This is a genomic window from Pseudomonas sp. TE3786 (assembly GCF_054057335.1).
This window is the reverse complement of record NZ_JBSRZF010000005.1, coordinates 261,941-279,015: the sequence shown is the minus strand read 5'-3', so window position 1 is coordinate 279,015 and position 17,075 is coordinate 261,941. Positions and strand designations below refer to the sequence as shown.

Sequence of the window (17,075 nt, the reverse complement as noted above, 5' to 3'; positions counted from 1 at the left end):
GGATACACAGCGCCCTGGGATACCGTACACCGCTGGAGTTCAGTGCCATGAATGAAGTGCGTAATTAAACTGTCCGAGAAATCGGGGGTGGTTCAATCCGTCCCTCTTTCCGAACAAACCCACCCCGAATGACCACTAATAAATTCCAGCTCTAAAATTTAACGAGTGGAGTATTGATCACAACTCTACATCTACAGATGTTTTTAAATCGCAATCCATTTTTATAAATTTTTGCCATCCGGTAGCTGCTGCCCACCAGTCGGCCAGGGAGAAAAAACCCTCTTTCTGAGCTATCCAGTCCTCGTTAACTTCTATATCTACTTGAACGCCCGTTTTTGTAATGGTCAACGTGACGTCGTTGCCACCTGTTTCGTACTCCCCTTCCCCTCTCTCGGCCATTTCCAAATAGCTTTCCTATCTTTATATTCATAATCGAAAAACGTGGTCTGTCCCCTATTCATTATTCATTATTTATTCTAGGAGTCGTCTGATGCGGTTTCTTCCCGGTAAATACCTCGTCTGGAAACGTTCCTTCCGTTGCAGCTGTACCTGCTACTTCTTTTGCACCAAGAAAATTTTATGAAATCAAGTGTTACCTAAATAAACGGCCCCGTCCGAGAACTCCATTAGCCAAGGCTCAGTTGATGACGTACAAAATGCATTCAAGACGCGGCCGTCAGATAATTTAAAAAACGGATCGATTGGCTGAGAATCAATAAGCCAACCTACCTCAATAATGGATAAACCTAAAAGCTCAGAAACATGTTCAAGGGCGTCGTCATCCCAACAAGCGAACAGCAGCTCCCCCCCCTTAGATACACGCCACGCACTCTCAGTCCGAAAGCTCCAACCCACCGAAAAAAGCATCAAAGTATCGCCATCCCAAAATACTCTTTCAATTTTCATAGGCAACATAAGAGCCACAGCCTGCAAGAATGTATTCATCATTTAGTCCACTTGCTCAATATGCGTACGCTCTCTAATCCACTGCTTCCGTTCAGCCTTCGATAAACCCTGCGGGGGCTGCGGCGGCTTCCCAGTAGTGGGATCAACAGGTCCGCCATTAGCGTTCTCGAATGATGCGCGCTGTGGACTCCGACCATCCGCCTGCATCACCCGAACTCGCGAACCATCAGGCAAGATGTATTGAGTTCCGACAATATTTCCGCTGGTCGGAGAAACTACTGGTTTTGTTGGGTACCCTGCTGCTTCAAAATCAGCAATCATCTTAGACTGACTTTTAGGAAGATTCACTCCAGATATATGACTAATTGACCCCACATTTGCTTTTGCACCCTCGACAGGCGTTGAGGGCAATACATTAACCTGACCACTCGGCAACTCACCAGCAGGTGTTGCCCTTGATGTCGGTTCAAACTCGACCCATTTCCCCCCTACCCATGAAACGAGCTTTCCGCCTACACCTGCGACTAACAACCCGGTGGCGCTATCAAACAGCAGCCCGCCCGCGTTCGCTGCGGACATCGTGGCTAGATCGTCGAGCGATCGCTCTATGGACTGCGCGGGGATAGGGCTGCTAATCCAGTCGGTAAATGCTCCAGGAAGGCCAATTAGCTTTTCAAACACGCCGCTTACAACATCCAACGGATGTGCAAGCGTATCCCCCACTCTGCTAGGTAGCGTTGAAGCCGAGTCTTTAGCTCCCGCGTACGTTTCTCGCGAAATGAATCCAGCCTGCGCCGCAGCAGGATCGCCAACTACAACCTGGCTTTGATCAATATTTCCCCAATACGCGTTTATGCCCGCTTCATATTCTTGTCGAGTCCAACCCTCCAGATATGCTTTTTCCTGCAGCGCTCTTCCGTATTCATACATTTGCTGGTCGCGCAACTTGCTCAACTGATCCGTTGCACGGGTAATGTTGTCCTTACAAGCTAGGACGTCCCCACCTGCGCCGTCACAGGCGGCTCTTGCTTTGTCTGCTTCTTCTACTTCCTGATGAAGTAACCAATTGTATTGAGTGCTGCTTTGCGCGACCCATGAACCGGTTTGAAGCTTTTCTGAATCAGCATCAGGATCTTGGATCGCGGTAGCTAGCACCCCAATCAGTTGTGAGTTCATCACCAGAAGGCTTTTCCTTTGCTCTTCTGGCATCAGTTCATATTGGGCGGCAAGATGGCTTACAAGGGCCTCGTTGACACCGGCGGCGATGGCACCGGTCCTAAAATCACCACCTGCGGCTTCAGAAGCTAACCCTCCCATCACCGCATGCAAACCAATTTTCTCTAACCCGCCAGGCTCAAGGTGATACTCCTTACCGATATCACCTACTAGGTTGAAGCCATAGGCGGCAAATGTGTTGACCAAGCTCGTTTGTAACGCATCACCCAAGCTCCCTTCTCGCCCTAACGCCTTATTCAATACAGCAGAAGTGGTGTTCTGCAGAGCCTGGTTCGCGGCGAACTGGCCCACGCCCTGCAGGCTACTCAAACCACCAGCAGTGTTAGAAACAGTGACCGCCCCCGAATTAGCCATAGCCCCATTGGTGGCGTTAGTCGCTGCCGGAGCCGGCCCCGTCTGAGTACCTGTCCACTCGTTGTAAACCCCTGCGGTAAGGCCCGCAGTTGCGCCAGCGACCATGTAGTTTTTCAGGTTGTCGCTGCTGAACGTCTCCTTCAGTGCGTTACCCACATTGCCTTTATTGTTGATGGTGCTTACGGTGGCCGTGCCGGCGGCAGACGTCAGCATTGCGGTTGCGGCAAGGTTGGCCCAACCTGCGGCCACTGTGGAGCCCACGGCCGCGCCACTGGCTACGGCAGATGCGCTTGCCGTTCCAGCTGCAGCCATGGCAGAACCAGAACCTGCAGCTGCGCCGGCGGCAGAGCCGACCAAGCTAGACGCTGCGCCTGCGGTGAAGTACGTCACGATGATTATGATGATGATCATCGCCGGCCCGCCCAGGCCGGAGTGGCTGTCGCTCCACTTGTCGTGGAGCTCTTTGACCTGACGCCAATCGACGTCGCCGCGTGCCTCTGCTTCTTTTAGCCAGGCCATGCTCGGGTCGGCTTTGACCATCGCGTCGATGGATTGGCTGACCGTTTCTTTGTTGATCTGCCTAACGTCGATATGTAGCCCTTCGACGGCTTTAATCAGTACTTCGCCCTTGGCAGAAAGTTGGCTCTGACGGAGGGTTTCATCAACCTTGCCCTTGTTTTCCATGCTGGTCCAAACCCAGCTACTGCTGCTTTCCTCGTGGCTTTCCTGATGTTTGTCTTTGACTGCCTCAAAGGAAATGGCACCGCCACTGTCGAGAACTAAGTCACCGCCGCTGTCCAGCTTGGCTTTGCGGTAAAGCTGGTCGCTGCCACTTTCCAGGGTAAGGTCACCACCGGTGGTGATACTGGAACCGATATTTCTAATATCGGTGACTTCATCTCGCTTGGCTTCCTTGGTTCCCCATGAGCCCTTCGCCTTCTTGTCATAGAGGCTGTAATCCGAGTTTTCCGCGCTGAGCACCGCTAGCTGGTTGCCCGCATATAAGTAAGCTTCATTCCCTGCTTTCAGGTCACTCGCGCTGACAACAAGGTTGTTGCCTGCAGCGATCTTCAGATCCCCACCCGCTTCAATAACGCTGGAAACCTGCTGTACATGGTCCTCTTTGCGAGTGACCTTTTTGCCGCCGCTTTTGCGGTAGGCATCCAGGTGGTTTTCGTTGGCGGCAGAAGCGATGGTCACATCGCCTACTGCCTGCAACGCCACATCGCCTCCTGCTTTGACGGTGCTGCCAACGATGGCCAAATCGCGGCCGGCTTTAGCACTCAGATCGCCACCGATCTCGATGCCAGAGCTGTATTGGGTAGTTTGATCTCTGTTGCTATACCCCTTGCGACTCTTGTTATTGGCAACATCCATCTCACTCTGGCTAACGATCAACAAATCCCGCCCAGCGCTAAGTTCGGCATTGCCACCGGCCTTCAGATTCCCGCCCTGGTTGACGATGTCGCGCCCAGCCGACAGCGTCAGCCCGTTGCTGGCTTCAATCCCCGCCGCGCTATCAACAAAATCTTCCCTTCTCTCAAAACCCTTCTTGGCGGACTCATGGGTGGTCACGCTGCGCTCGTTGACGATGTCGCCGGTCAGGGCAATAGCACTCACATCTTTGCCGGCGATGATCCCGCCTTTGGCGTTGCGAATGCTGTCGGTGGCCAGTAGCGACAGGCGTTCGTTGGCTTGCATCAGGCCGCTGTTGTTGATGCTGTTGGCGCTGACGCTGAGGGTGTTGCTGGCGCGCAGGGTGCCGCTGTTGTTGAGGGTGCTGCCGGAAATCAGCGCGACGTCGCTCCCTTGAATCAGTGCCCCTGTCGGTGCCAAGCGGTCATTGGCCTGGGCGAGGTACAGCACCGGCACCAACACTTTCTGGCCGTTCACTTGCTGTTCCTGCATCCACACGATGTCGTGGGTCAGTGCGGCCACTTGTTCGGCGCTGAGGGCGATGCCGGGGACCAGGTTGAGGGCCGTTTTGCTGGCGATGGCGTTGTCCATCAGGTATTTGAACTGCGCTTCGTCGCTGGCCAGGCCGTCGAGGAAGCGTTTGCCGGTGCGCGCGACTATGGCTTCTTGCACCAGGCGCTGTTCGTACAGGCCGTCGCCAAGGCGGCGCTGGGTGAGGTCCTGGTTGTAACCGATGATGTTCAGCAGGTAGTCGGAGCTGAGGAAACCACGCAGGGTGGCGAACGCCGGGTTGGTTTCCACCAGGTACGGGTGGCTCCTGTCGGTGTTGACGTGGAACAGACCGTTCTGCCCTTGCGGCAGGTTGAAGGTTGGCAGGGTTACCGCTTGGTGGCTGCTGTCGGGGGGCAGTTGCGGGTTGATGCTGATGTTGGTGGCGATGTTGCTGCCGCTGGCATTGGTGTCGGCGGTGTTGCCGCCGGCGACGTAGGCGAAGGTCGGGCGTACCACGCTGCTGTCGAAGCCAGCCTGGGCGGTGATGTTGACGGCGCCGGCGGTCTGGATGATGCCGGAGTAGCTGAGGTCGCCGCTGGGGGTGGCGGTGATGCTGCGGAAACTTTCGGTCTCTTTCTCGGTGCGGCCGATGAAGTGGTTGAGGGCCGCGGTCAGGCTGTTGGAGTCGACGCTGCTTTTGTTCCAGTAGGCGGCGGTGAATTGTTCGGCTTCGCGCTGCCAGCTGCCGATGTTTTCGGTGCGTTCGGAGCGGAACACGCGGTAGGTGCGCACTTCGCCGGGTTCGATGGCGGTGTTTTGCAGGTTGGCCACGCGCACGGTGAGGTCGCTGCCGGCGCTGATGGCGCTGCTCTGGTTGGTCAGGGTGGTGCCGCGAACGTCGAGCTTGCCGCCGGCGGTGAGGAAGGAGGCGGCGGTGCTATCGGCGCTGACGGCCAGGCGGTCGAATTCTTCGATTTCCCACACGCCGTTGCGTTTGCCGTCGCAGTCACCGGCGCCGTAGTAGCGGCTGCACGGCAGCTCGGCGATGCGCGCGCTGTATTTGCTTTGGGTGGTGCTGAGCACGTCGCGGATGTTGTTGACGGTGGTGGCGTGAATGCTCAGGTCGCCGCTGCTTTCGAGGGTGCCGGAGCGGTTCTCCACCAGGGTGGCGGCTTCGTCCTGGTCGTTTTTGGCGATGCTCAAGGCGCCCAGGCTGTACACGGTGGCCAGGCGGTTGGTGAAGCTGTCGGTGCGCAGCGCCATGTCGTTGCCGCTGAAGATCAGGCCGCCGTCGTTGCGCAGGCTGTTCGATTCAATACGCAGGCTGGTGGCTGCGCCGAGCGTGCCGTAGTTTTCCAGGCGGTCGGCGCGGGCAAGCAGGCTTTGCGCGGCGCTGATTTTGCCGCGGTTGATCAGGTTGCCGCCAATGCTGAAGTCGGCTGCACCCCCGGCCTTCCACTGCGCATCCACGCCGGTGTCGACGCTGGCGGCGACAACGCTCAGGTCGCCCTGGCTGAGCAAGGCACCGTTGCCGCGGTAGGCACCGGTGAGGGTCAGTTTGAGGTCGCCATCGGTTTCGATGCTGCCGTCGTTTAACCAGGTGTCGCCGGTGGCGGTGATGCCTTGGGCAGACAGCAGTTTGCCGGTGGCGCTCTGGGTGAAGGTGCCGACTTTCAGGCTGATTTTGTCGGCTTGCAGTTGGCTGGTGTTGGTCCAGTTGGCGACGTCCAGGCTCAGTTCGCCGTGGGTAACAAAGCTGCCGCCAGCGATGCCAACGTCGGCCAGGGCCAGGGCAAATTGATTGCCGAGGTGGCGCACGCTGCCGCGCTGGTTGCTGAGGCTGGCGCTGGTCAGGCTGAGTTTGCTGTTGCCGATTTCGACCAGGCCGCCATCGTTGTTGAACAGGCCGCCGAGCACGAACTGGCTTTCACCGCTGCTGCCCAGGGCGCGCAGTTTGCCGCCGTTGTTGCTCAGGCTGTCGGCGGTGAGTTGCAGGGTGGTGGTGGATTCGAGCAGGCCGTTGTCGTTGTTGAGGTGGCCGCTCAGGGCGAGGTCGATCTGCGTGGCACCGAGGGTGCCGCTCTGGTTGTTGAGGCTGGCGGCGTCGACTTTGAGGGTGCTGCTGGCCAGCAGGCTGCCGGCCTGGTTGCTGATGGCACCAGCGGTGATGGTTTGCTGGCCTTGGCTGGCGGCGATACGGCCGCTGTCGTTGGTTACGCTGCCGGTGGTGGTGACGGTCAGTGCGCCGCTGTCGGCCTGCACGGTGCCGCCCTGGTTGTTGAGGGTGTGTGCGTTGAGGGTCAGGCCATCGGCTTTGCTCAGCAGCAGGCCGTCGGCGCTGTTGTTGAGGGTGGCGGCCAGGGTCAGGCTCAGGGCTTTGTTGCTGGCGACGGTGCCTGCGCTGTTGTTCAGGTTGTCGGCAGTGACGCTGAGGGTTTTCTGGGCGACCAGTTGGCCGCCACGGTTGTCGATGTTGGCGGCTTTTACCGTGGCATCACCCACGGCGAGAACTTTTTTGCCCTGGTTGTTGAGCTGCTGCAGGTCGGTGTTCAGGTTGCCTTGGGAGCTGATGCTGCCGGCGTTGTTGAGGGTGCCGCCTTGCAGGTGAAGCAGGGCGGCGCTGTTGCCGCTGCCGTCGGTTTTTACCCCGGCCTCGATGCTGCCGTTGTTGTTGATGACCCCGCCATTCAGGGTCAGATTGGCACCGCTGGCCAGGCTGCTGGCGATGTCGATTTGCTCGGCGGTGAAACCGGCGGTGTTGCTGGCGTAAAGGGTGTCGGTCAGTTCGATCTGTTTGGCGTTGGCTTGCACGTTGCCGGCACTGGCCACGCGGGTGACGGTGAGTTTGCCGTTGGCGTCGATATTGATATCGCCACCGCTGGCGGCCATGTCGGCGGCGAGTTTTACCCCTACCCCGGCTTCGGTGCCGACCAGGCGAATGGCACCGGCGTACATGCCGCCCAGGGCCGAGCTGTCGATGGCGAGCAAGGGCTTGCTGCTGCCGTCAGCGGCTTTGGCGGTGGCGGCCAGGGTGGCGGCGTCGACCTGGTTGCGGCCGGCGATGATGTTCAGGCGCTGGGCTTGCAGCTCGGCGTTGAGTTTGGCGCTGCGGGTAATCAGGTCGAACTGGCTGATGTTCGAGGCATTCAGGCCGGCACCTTCGATATTGATTTCGCCGCCGTTGACGTCGAAGTGATCCAAACGTCCGCCGTCGAGCACTGGGGTACCGGTGGTCAGGGTGGCGCGCGGGGTGTTGATAAAGCCGCAGCCATCACAGCTGATGCCGTGGGGGTTGGCCACCACCACGTGGGCACCCTGCCCGGCCACTTCGGTGTAACCCTTGAGCTGGCTCTGGTTGCCGCCGGTGACCTCGTTGAGGATCAGCGTGGCGGCGCGGCCATTGAGGTTGCTGTTGCCGAGGATCACCCCGCCCAACTGGGTTTCGTTGAATGCAGCGGTGCCGTTGTTAAGGATCAGGCCCTGCTGGCCGACGTTGTAGTCGGTGAATTTGTTGTGGGACAAACCGCTGCCGTTGGGGGTGGCGATGTTCACCACCGGCACGCCGTTCTGCGCGTTGCCCAATTGCGTATTGCCGCCCGCTGCGGCGTCCACGCTCAGCTCCGCGGCCGTGCTGACGATGGGATTGAGGAACATCACACCGGCGAGGATGCAGGCGATGTTTTGGAAAAACGGGCTACGAACGTCCATGCAAAAAACTCCAGCCGAGCAGCGACACTAAATCGTTGAAAAGGCGCTTAGAAAAACAGATCGAATCGGAAGTACAGCGGGTGCTCCTGGCGCTCGATGGCGTCCGGGCGTTCCAGTGAGCGGGCGACGGTCACACTGGCGGCGACGTTGCGGCCGCGGGTGCTGAACTCGATGGCATTGCCAGACAAGCGCCCATGCTGGTCACCGTTGTGGCCGTTGCCGTGAATCACCCCGAGGTCGTAGGCCAGGGCCACGCCGTATTCCTGCAGAAACGGGCTGAGGGCTTGCCAGGCCACCGGCCGGCGCCAGCGCACTTGGTTACGCCAGTAAGCGCCGCTGTCGCCGGACAACGACTGCTCCTTGAAACCGCGCACTGAGCTCAGGCCACCGAGGCTGATGCGCTGCGGGCTGAACAGCACGTCTTCGCTGCGCTGGCCGTTGACCAGGCTGTCGACGCTGAAGTTTTCATTCCACAGGGTGAAAGGCTGCAGGTAGCTGGCGGTGAGGCTGTACTTGTTGTAGCGGGCCACCGGCTGGCTGTGGTGCGGATCACCGTCGCCCTGGGCGTCGAAGGCACCGGTGCCTTGCTGCCAGCCGAGGTCGAGGTTGACGAAGGCAGTGCCGATGCGCCGGCCATGGTTGAAGCCCAGCTGGCTTTCGCTGAGGCGCTGGCTGGAGACATCGATGATGTTGTTGTTCAGGTAGTTGCGGGTTTGCAGGTGGCTGATGCCGAGGTTGGCGGCGGTCTTGCTGACGTCGTCGCGGTACAGCACCCGCTCGGCGCGCAGGCTGTGGGTTTTGCTGTCGCCATCGGAGCCGAAGGTGAACCCGGCACCCTGGCTCTGGGTACGGTAGTAGCTCTGGCTGTAGCTGTAGTTCAGGGTCCACCAGCCGTAGGGCAGGCTGTAGCCGAGGCTCTGGTTGGCCGAGTGTTTCCAGTGGTCGCTGACGGTGTCGCCACCGCCGCGCAGGCTCAGTTGGTCGGCCAGGCCCAGCGGGCTGTCCCAGACCAGGCCAGCACCCCACTGCTGCTCACCGGTGGAGGTCTGGCCATCGTTATGCCGGTTGAGGTTGGCTTGCCAGGGTTTGCCCGGCTCGCCTTGCAACTGCACGCGACTGCCGCCAACCGCCTGACCGGGCACCAGTTCCAGCTGCGCGGGGCGCGATTGCAGGCGGTTGAGCTGATCGACCATCTGCTCCAGCTGGCGCAGATTGAGCACCTCGCCGGTGCGGCCGGGAAAGGTCATGGCCAGTTCCCGTGGGCTGGCGATGGCACCGTCGTTGAGGCCCTCCAGCTGCCCTTCCACCACCAGCACCTGCAGTTCGCCATCGGCCAGATCCTGCTGCGGCAGGTAGGCGCGGGAGGTGACGTAACCGTGGTCGATGTAGAACTGGGTGATGCTTTTCAGCAGCTCGTTAAGCTGGCTGCTGCCCAGGCATTGGCCCTCGTAGGGGCGCAGCAATTCGGCCTGGCGACTGGGCGAAATCAGGGTGACGCCCTGTAGCTTGATGCGCGAAATGGCAAAGCACTGCGCATCCGGTTTGCCGGCCTGCTGGGTGGTTTCAGCGGCTTTGCCGGGCAACTGCTGGAGCTCTTCCAGGCGTTTTTGCTGCTCTTGCAGCACCCGTTCCTGGCGGTCGCGGATCAGGTCGCGGTCGGCGGGAAGTTCGGCGTGAGCGAGGGTGGTAACAGCTAACAAGGCGCCAATGGACAGCGCCCTACGACGTAGCGCAGGCATGTCTTCAATCCCTTGAAGAGGGGTGGGTCGAAATGAACGGCGCGGATTAAAACGGATAAACGAGAGGCTGGCGACGAGTTTTTTCCCGGCTGGCCATTATTGCGACATCACTCACAAGGGGGCGGGAAAATGTCTTACAGACGCGGAGGGATTGGGACGCTTGTACGAGATTAGAGTGGTGTTTGCGGCTCAGGCCGATAGACGCTCACGCAGCCGCCCAAGCATGCCAAACAGGCTGCCAACCTTGTCGCGTTCCTGGTCATCGCGGGGCTGTTCGGCAACCCGGTTGATCTGCTGGGCCGGTGCGGCGCGCCATTGTTGCGCTTGCTCGGCGGCGGCTTTCAGGCCTTTTTCGAACAGGCCGCGGCGAATCGGTTTGGGCAGGTAGCGGAAGATCTGTGCTTCGTTGATCAGCTTGAGCAGCGCCTGGGTGTCGCAGAACGGTGTAATCACCAGGCTGAGCAAACCGGGATGGGCCTGGGCCAGGCTTTTCAGCAATGGCGCGGTGTCGTCGCCGGCCAGTTTCAGATCGCTGACCAGCAGGTGCACCGGCTCGCTGTTGAGTACCGCCACTGCCTCGACCAGGTTACGGGCGCGCAGCAGACGATGGCCGGCGGCGCTGCAGAAATCGCCGACGCAGGCCAGGGTGTCGGCGTCTTCATCCAGCAGCAGCACGGTCAGCGCCGTGCTGCTGGCCACCGGCACTTCCAGCAGCGGTGTCTGGCGTGCCGCGACCTCGGCGGCCTGACGCAGGGTAAAGGCCATTTCCTGCTGGTCCCAGGGTTTGCTCAGGTAGCGGAAGATGCCGCCGTTGTTAAGGGCGTCCATGGCGGCATCCATGTCCGAGTAGCCGGTGAGCAGAATACGCAGGGTGTTCGGGGCGATTTCCCGGGCCTTCTCCAGTAGCTGCGCGCCGGTCATCTGCGGCATGCGTTGGTCGCAGACAATGATCTGCACCGGTTCGCTTTTCAGCCGTTCGAGGGCCCGCAGTGGGTCGCTTTCGGTGAGCACCTCGTACTGGCGGCGAAACTGCAGGGCCAGGCTGCGCAGGATGCGCTCTTCGTCGTCGATAAAGAGAATTCGCGTGGTCATCTCAAGCGCTCCGTTGCAGGGTGTCGGGGGCCGGCAATAGCGCAGCCGGCGAACTGGTAACGGCCTGGCGCGGCAGGCGCAACAAAAAGCGCGTGCCGCGTCCGGGTTCGGATGCCACGCGAATCACCCCGCCGTGGTCCTGAATGATCTTGAAACTGATGGACAGCCCCAGCCCGGTGCCCTGACCCACCGGTTTGGTGGTAAAGAACGGGTCGAAAATGCGCTCTAGCACCGCCGCTGGCATGCCCTTGCCGTTGTCTTGCACCGAGATGAATACCGCCGCCTCGTCGGCCCAGCTTTTCACCTGGATCTGGCCGTAGCCGTCGATGGCCTGGGCGGCGTTGGTCAGCAGATTGAGCAATACCTGGTTGATCTGCGAGGGCGCGCAGGCAATACGCGGCAGCTCGGCCAGTTGCATGACCACCTCGGCTTTGTCTTTGGTGGCGTTGCGGGCGATCACCAAGGCGCTGCGGATGCATTCGTTAAGGTCGACTTCCTCGCTCATGGCGCGGTCCAGACGGGCGAAGTTTTTCAGACCGACCACCAGCTCGGCGATCTGCCCCAGGCCATACAGGGTGTCGTTGAACAACTGGTTGAGGTCATCCATCAACAGCTCCGGCGCCGCCTCTTCGCGGGCCTGGGCAGCCGCTTCGAAAGCTTGCGTCAGCTGCGTCTCAGGGCAATCAGGGTCGGCCAGGCAGTCGGCCAATGCCGCTTGTGCCTGGGCCAGGGTAAACAGCGGCGCACTCAGGTCGCGCAGCAGTTCGACGTTGTTTTTCACATAGCCCAGCGGGGTGTTCAGCTCGTGGGCGACGCCGGCCACCATCTGCCCGAGGGAGGCCATTTTTTCCGACTGCACCAGCTGTGTCTGCGATTCCTTGAGATCGACCAGCGCCTTGCGCAGCACCGTGTTGCGCTGAGCAATGCGCGCCTCCATGGCCTTGAGCAGGTCGAGCACGGTGCCGATGCCCTGGTAGCGACCCTCCTCGTCCACCAGGATGAAGTCTTCGGTGATCGGGTATTGCAGTTGGCCGGTGATCTGTTTGGCGGCGTCGTCCAGGTTGGCGTCCAGGCGGACCACCAAGGGCGTCGGGTTCATCACCTCGTGCACCGGATGACGACCGCGCAGGTCGCGGCCGAAGCGCTGCATAAAGATGTCCTGCAACACGGTGCGGCTCACCAGGCCACTGGGACGGCGCTCGCTATCCACCACCGGCAGGGATAGAAAGGCTTTGTGTTCGGGGGTCAGCAAGCGGTCGGCGACGTCGCTGATGGTCATGTTCGGCAACAGCGGCTCGACCGGCTTGAGCAAACGACTAAGGGCACTGGCGGTGGTCATTGCGAAAGCATCCTTGAGGAAACGCGTTCGCCATTCAACCAGCGCCAAGTTGCCGACATGTGACAGCCATCACAATGGGCTGCGGACACATTTGCTGAACGCACTGGCCGATGGGTTGATCCAAACTGGTGAGTGGATGGATTACCCTGTTTTTTTCGTTGTAAGGAGAAACGTATGCCTTGGTATGCCTGGCTGATTCTGGTGTTGGCGATTGGTTCGATTGTGGGTGGGTTGATGATGTTGCGGGATACGGCGAAGAAGCTGCCGCTGACGGAGGAGCAGTTGCGCAAGGTGCATGAGCGGAATGCGCAGATGGATGCCAAGGAGGCGCAGGATCGTTGAGATCCGGCACCTCTTTGGGTGAGTGTTGCACGGGCGAGTCCGGGTGGCCTTCGTTACCGCATGTGCTGGGCGTTTTGGTTTCGCGCCTTACGCGCGAGTTTCTTTTGTCAGTCGACACAAAAGAAACCAAAAGGTCTTGCCCCAACCTGGGGTCTCCGCTGCGCTGCGACTCCCCTCGTTCCGTCGTTGTTCCGGGGGGCGGCGAGATGGGCCATCCATGGCCCAACACGCCTTTCGCGGCTCCTGCCGCTCAACCCCCTGCACAACGACTCCACTCGTCCTGCGCTAATGGGGCGGGTAAATCAAGATCTACAGCCAGATCAAAAGCCAGATCAAAAGCCAGATCAAAAGCCACGGTGCATTTGCTTTTATGTTCGCGGCTGAATCTCCGTCTGCGCTGCGGTTCGACGATTCGGGATGACGGTGTTCGCGACGAAAACCTCCGTCATCCCAGCGCAGGCTGGGATCCAGAATTCTGCAGGCACACGACATTGGTTCTGTGAACAAAGAACAGGCTTTTGCTTGTGATCTGGCTGTTGATCTACCCGCCCGATGACGGCCCCTGTAAGACTCAAGCCAACCGCAACACCACCGCCCCCACCACTATCACGCAAGCGCCAAACACCCGCGCGGGGTTTAACTGTTCTTTGAGAAACACCCCGGCAATCAACACCCCAAACAGAATCGCGGTTTCGCGCAGCGCGGCGACCACCGCGACGGGTGCCAGGGTCATGGCCCATAGCACCAGGCAGTAGGAGGTGACGGTGCCAATCGCGCTAAGCACGCCTGCGCGCCAGTACCGCCGGCTGTAGGCGATAAACACCGCGCGGCGCGCCGCGAGGGCCCAGCTCAGCATGGCCACGCCGGTCAGTAGAAACAGCCACAGGGTATAGGCCGCAGGCGTATCGGCGTGGCGCACACCCAGGCCATCCACCAGGGTATAGGCGGCAATCACCACGGCATTCAGCAGCGACAGCAGCAAACCCCGGCGCTGGTTGGCGGAGGGTTTGCCGCTGCGGCGGATAAAAGCCATGGCCAGGATGCCCAGGCAGATCAGCACGATGCCCAGCAGCGCACCGAGGGACAGTGGGTCATCCAGCCAACACAGGCTGAACAGTGCCACCAACAGCGGCGCGGTGCCGCGCATGATCGGGTAGGTCTGGCTCATGTCGGCGAGCTGGTAGGCGCGGGCCACCAGGGAGAAATACAGCACATGCAGCAGCACCGAGGCGGCCAGGAACGGCCAACTGGCGGCTGCCGGTTGGGGCAGCCAGGGCAACAGCATGGCTGCCAGCACAGCCGCAGCGCTGGTGAGCAGTACGGTGCTCAACAATTTATCGGTGCCGCCTTTGACGATTGCATTCCAACTGGCATGCAGCAGGGCTGCCAGTAACACCACCAGATAGACCGACACCACCACTCCTTATGCAGAACCCGGCAAACGCCGACTGTACAAGGGAACGATGAAGCTCAACAACGCTGGGCGAAAGGTCAACCGTGGCGGTGCAGGGCGCGCACCGGGTTGAGCAATTGTGGCTGCAACAGACGCACGTCCGATTCGATCTGCTCGATGATCCGTGCCACGTCATCGCGGTGCAGGTTGGCGCTGCAGCGGATACCGGCGATGGACAGCAGAGTGGCCCCGCTGTCGGGCTGGAAGATGCGCACCAGCATCGAGTTCGAGCTGTCCATACGCGCCTCCAACCCCAGGGGGGCGAAGTGTTCCTGTAGCTGCAAACAGGCGGCGGGGAAGGAACATTTGCTCACTTCAAGACCTCCTTACGGGCTCGGAAACTATCGATTCAGCCTAGGCCACAGCGCGCGCTCGTGCCCCCGGCAGCTGGCTCGGCGGCATGCCATCCGTCGATACCCCGTGCTCACGCTACCGCCTGACCGATTCCCTGAACCTCCGCCGCCTGAAGGCTTCGATAACCCATAGGGCCCACCGTGGAGGCTCAGGGCTGACGAGCCAGAAAGCTTTGAACAATGCGTTCGTTGGCCTGTTCACCTGCCTCTTGCCCACGTGAGAAAGCAGTCGACCTGACCAGGAGATAGATACTGATGGCTACCCCGAAAAAACCTGCCCCTTCCAATAAGCCTGCCGCCAACCCACCACCTGCCCCACCCGCCACCGCCGGCCTGCCTGCCAGTGCCACGCCTGATCAGGTGTCCCAGGCCGAAGCCGCGCACCAGGCGGTAAGTGGTTGCCCGTTCAATGCCAACAAGGCCAAGGAGTACGGCCCGGCATCCAGCGTACCGAGCCCGGGCGAAACCGTGGATGCGCCGCCAATCGCCGGCGCCAGCACCCTGAGCGAGGACAACGTCAGCGACAAAACCGGCGCGGCCCAACCCGGTTTCAATGCCAATAGCGGTGAGCTGCCGCGCGTGCAGGCCGATAGCGCCGGCCAGCGCCTGACCACCAACCAGGGCGTACCGGTTGCCGATAACCAGAACTCACTGAAAGCCGGCCTGCGTGGCCCGGCGCTGCTGAAAGACTTTATCCTCCGGGAGAAAATCACCCACTTCGACCACGAACGCATTCCCGAGCGAATCGTTCACGCCCGCGGCTCGGCGGCCCATGGCTTTTTCGAAGCCTATGAAGACCTCAGCGAGCTGACCCGCGCCGCGCCCTTCGCCAAAGCCGGCAAACAGACGCCGGTATTCGTGCGCTTCTCCACGGTGGCCGGCGAGCGTGGTTCGAAAGACACTGCCCGCGATGCCCGTGGTTTTGCGGTGAAGTTCTACAGCGACGAAGGCAACTGGGATCTGGTGGGCAATAACATCCCGGTGTTCTTTATCCAGGACGCGATGAAATTCCCCGACCTGATCCACGCGGTCAAACCCGAGCCGCACAACGGCATGCCGCAGGCGGCGTCGGCCCATGACACCTTCTGGGACTTTATTTCGCTGTCGCCAGAGTCCGCCCATATGATCATGTGGGCCATGTCGGACCGCGGCATTCCGCGTAGCTACCGGATGATGCAAGGCTTCGGCGTGCACAGCTTCCGCTTTGTGAATGCGCGCGGTGAGTCGAGCTTTGTGAAGTTTCACTGGAACCCGAAACTGGGCACCCACTCCCAGGTGTGGGACGAAGCGGTAAAAGTCTCCGGTGCCGATCCGGACTACCACCGCCGTGACCTGTGGGACGCCATCGAAGCCGGTGCCTACCCGGAGTGGGAACTGGGCGTGCAGGTGGTCAGCGAAGAACAGGCAGCCAAATTCAGCTTCGATATTCTCGACCCCACCAAGCTGATTCCCGAAGAGCTGGTGCCGGTGCGCCCGATCGGGCGCATGGTGTTGAACCGCAACCCGGACAATTTCTTTGCCGAAACCGAGCAGGTGGCGTTCTGCGCCGCCCATGTGATTCCCGGCATCGACTTCAGTAACGACCCGCTGCTGGCCGGGCGTATCCACTCCTATGTGGACACCCAGATCAGCCGTCTGGGTGGGGCCAACTTCCATGAAATCCCGATCAACGCCCCCATCGCCCCGGTACACAACAACCAGCGCGACGGTATGCATCGGCAAACCATCAACCGTGGGCGGGTGGCCTATGAGCCCAACTCGCTGGCCGGTGGCTGCCCGTTCCAGACCGGCGAAATCGGTTTTGTGCCATTCCCGGAACCTCTGGAAGTGGGCGACGAGGTGCGTGGCAAGCCGGAGAAATTCGCCGAGCACTACAACCAGGCCACGCTGTTCTTCAATAGCCAGGCACCGTTCGAGCAGCAACACATCATCGATGCGCTGCGCTTCGAGCTAAGCAAGGTACAAGTGCCGGCCGTGCGCACTCGGGTGCTGGCAATGCTGCGCAATATTTCCGAAGAGCTGGCGCAGGAAGTGGCCAATGGCTTGGGCGCGCCGTTGCCCGATCCGTTGCCCAAAGCCCTGGCCGAACCGGTGGCGGCGGAAGTGGACCTGTCCCCTGCCCTGTCGCTGCTGGCACGGCCGGGCGACGGCAGCATTACCACGCGCATGGTGGCAATTATCGTCGGCACCGGTATCGACGGCGCGGCGGTGAAAGCCAGCGCCGATGCGCTGATTGCACAGGGCGCGGTGGTGCGGCTGGTCGGTCATCGGGTTGGGCCGTTCAAAACCGCTGGCGGACCGGAGGTGATAGCGGATGCCTCGCTGAACAACCAGCCATCGCCCACCTTCGATGCCGTGGTGGTGCCTGATGGTCAGACGGCTATCGATGCGCTGAAGGTGGACGGCCGCGCCCTGGAGTTTCTGCGCGACGCCTTCCGTCATGGCAAAGCGATTCTGGCGGTAGGCGCTGGTAGCGATTTGCTCGATGCGGCGGATATTCCGCTGGCGAACAATCCGCCGGGGGTGTTTGTGGGGGGCAAGGCCGATAAAGGGCTGCTCGGCAACTTTATTAAAGGCATCGCCAGCCACCGCTTCCCGGAACGGGAAAGCCATCCGCCGGTGGTGTAAACCCGCACAACAAAACG

Annotated in this window: 10 protein-coding genes; 2 read left to right on the top strand and 8 right to left on the bottom strand. The window is 60.5% G+C overall.

The window, feature by feature from the left end:
* Nucleotides 1-177: 177 nt before the first annotated feature.
* The 6 genes from ACVW0Y_RS08770 to ACVW0Y_RS08745 form a co-directional block, all read right to left on the bottom strand.
* The gene (locus ACVW0Y_RS08770; RefSeq protein ID WP_457437580.1) at nt 178-405 is read right to left on the bottom strand and encodes a hypothetical protein; all 228 of its coding nucleotides are present in this window, start codon (nt 403-405) and stop codon (nt 178-180) included.
* 180 nt (nt 406-585) lie between these two features.
* Complete coding sequence (locus ACVW0Y_RS08765; protein WP_457437579.1) at nt 586-945, bottom strand: hypothetical protein; 360 nt, start codon at nt 943-945, stop codon at nt 586-588.
* 3 nt (nt 946-948) lie between these two features.
* Complete coding sequence (locus ACVW0Y_RS08760; protein WP_457437578.1) at nt 949-8,112, bottom strand: two-partner secretion domain-containing protein; 7,164 nt, start codon at nt 8,110-8,112, stop codon at nt 949-951.
* 47 nt (nt 8,113-8,159) lie between these two features.
* Nucleotides 8,160-9,851, bottom strand: a complete 1,692-nt coding sequence (locus tag ACVW0Y_RS08755) for a ShlB/FhaC/HecB family hemolysin secretion/activation protein (protein WP_457437576.1) — start codon at nt 9,849-9,851, stop codon at nt 8,160-8,162.
* Nucleotides 9,852-10,040: 189 nt separating this feature from the next.
* On the bottom strand, nt 10,041-10,943 hold the full coding sequence (locus tag ACVW0Y_RS08750; RefSeq protein WP_457437574.1) for a response regulator: 903 nt from the start codon (nt 10,941-10,943) through the stop codon (nt 10,041-10,043).
* A 1-nt stretch (nt 10,944) separates the two neighbouring features.
* Nucleotides 10,945-12,282 (bottom strand): ATP-binding protein, encoded by a 1,338-nt coding sequence (locus ACVW0Y_RS08745; protein ID WP_457437573.1) that lies wholly within the window; start codon nt 12,280-12,282, stop codon nt 10,945-10,947.
* A 174-nt stretch (nt 12,283-12,456) separates the two neighbouring features.
* Between ACVW0Y_RS08745 and ACVW0Y_RS08740 the strand changes: the two genes are divergently transcribed.
* Nucleotides 12,457-12,624, top strand: a complete 168-nt coding sequence (locus ACVW0Y_RS08740) for a DUF2897 family protein (protein WP_457437571.1) — start codon at nt 12,457-12,459, stop codon at nt 12,622-12,624.
* Between the two features lie 571 nt (nt 12,625-13,195).
* Here the strand turns inward: ACVW0Y_RS08740 and ACVW0Y_RS08735 are convergent.
* Nucleotides 13,196-14,038: an EamA family transporter gene (locus tag ACVW0Y_RS08735; RefSeq protein ID WP_457437570.1), complete on the bottom strand. Its 843-nt coding sequence runs from the start codon at nt 14,036-14,038 to the stop codon at nt 13,196-13,198.
* A gap of 77 nt (nt 14,039-14,115) precedes the next feature.
* On the bottom strand, nt 14,116-14,391 hold the full coding sequence (locus tag ACVW0Y_RS08730; protein WP_457437568.1) for a DUF1652 domain-containing protein: 276 nt from the start codon (nt 14,389-14,391) through the stop codon (nt 14,116-14,118).
* A 540-nt stretch (nt 14,392-14,931) separates the two neighbouring features.
* Here ACVW0Y_RS08730 and ACVW0Y_RS08725 point away from each other — a divergent pair.
* Nucleotides 14,932-17,058: a catalase gene (locus ACVW0Y_RS08725; RefSeq protein ID WP_457437592.1), complete on the top strand. Its 2,127-nt coding sequence runs from the start codon at nt 14,932-14,934 to the stop codon at nt 17,056-17,058.
* Nucleotides 17,059-17,075 lie beyond the last annotated feature (17 nt).

Coding starts and splice junctions, on each gene's coding strand:
- ACVW0Y_RS08765 (WP_457437579.1), bottom strand. CDS start 945: ATGAATACATTCTTGCAGGCTGTGGCTCTTATGTTGCCTATGAAAATT.
- ACVW0Y_RS08760 (WP_457437578.1), bottom strand. CDS start 8,112: ATGGACGTTCGTAGCCCGTTTTTCCAAAACATCGCCTGCATCCTCGCC.
- ACVW0Y_RS08755 (WP_457437576.1), bottom strand. CDS start 9,851: ATGCCTGCGCTACGTCGTAGGGCGCTGTCCATTGGCGCCTTGTTAGCT.
- ACVW0Y_RS08750 (WP_457437574.1), bottom strand. CDS start 10,943: ATGACCACGCGAATTCTCTTTATCGACGACGAAGAGCGCATCCTGCGC.
- ACVW0Y_RS08745 (WP_457437573.1), bottom strand. CDS start 12,282: ATGACCACCGCCAGTGCCCTTAGTCGTTTGCTCAAGCCGGTCGAGCCG.
- ACVW0Y_RS08740 (WP_457437571.1), top strand. CDS start 12,457: ATGCCTTGGTATGCCTGGCTGATTCTGGTGTTGGCGATTGGTTCGATT.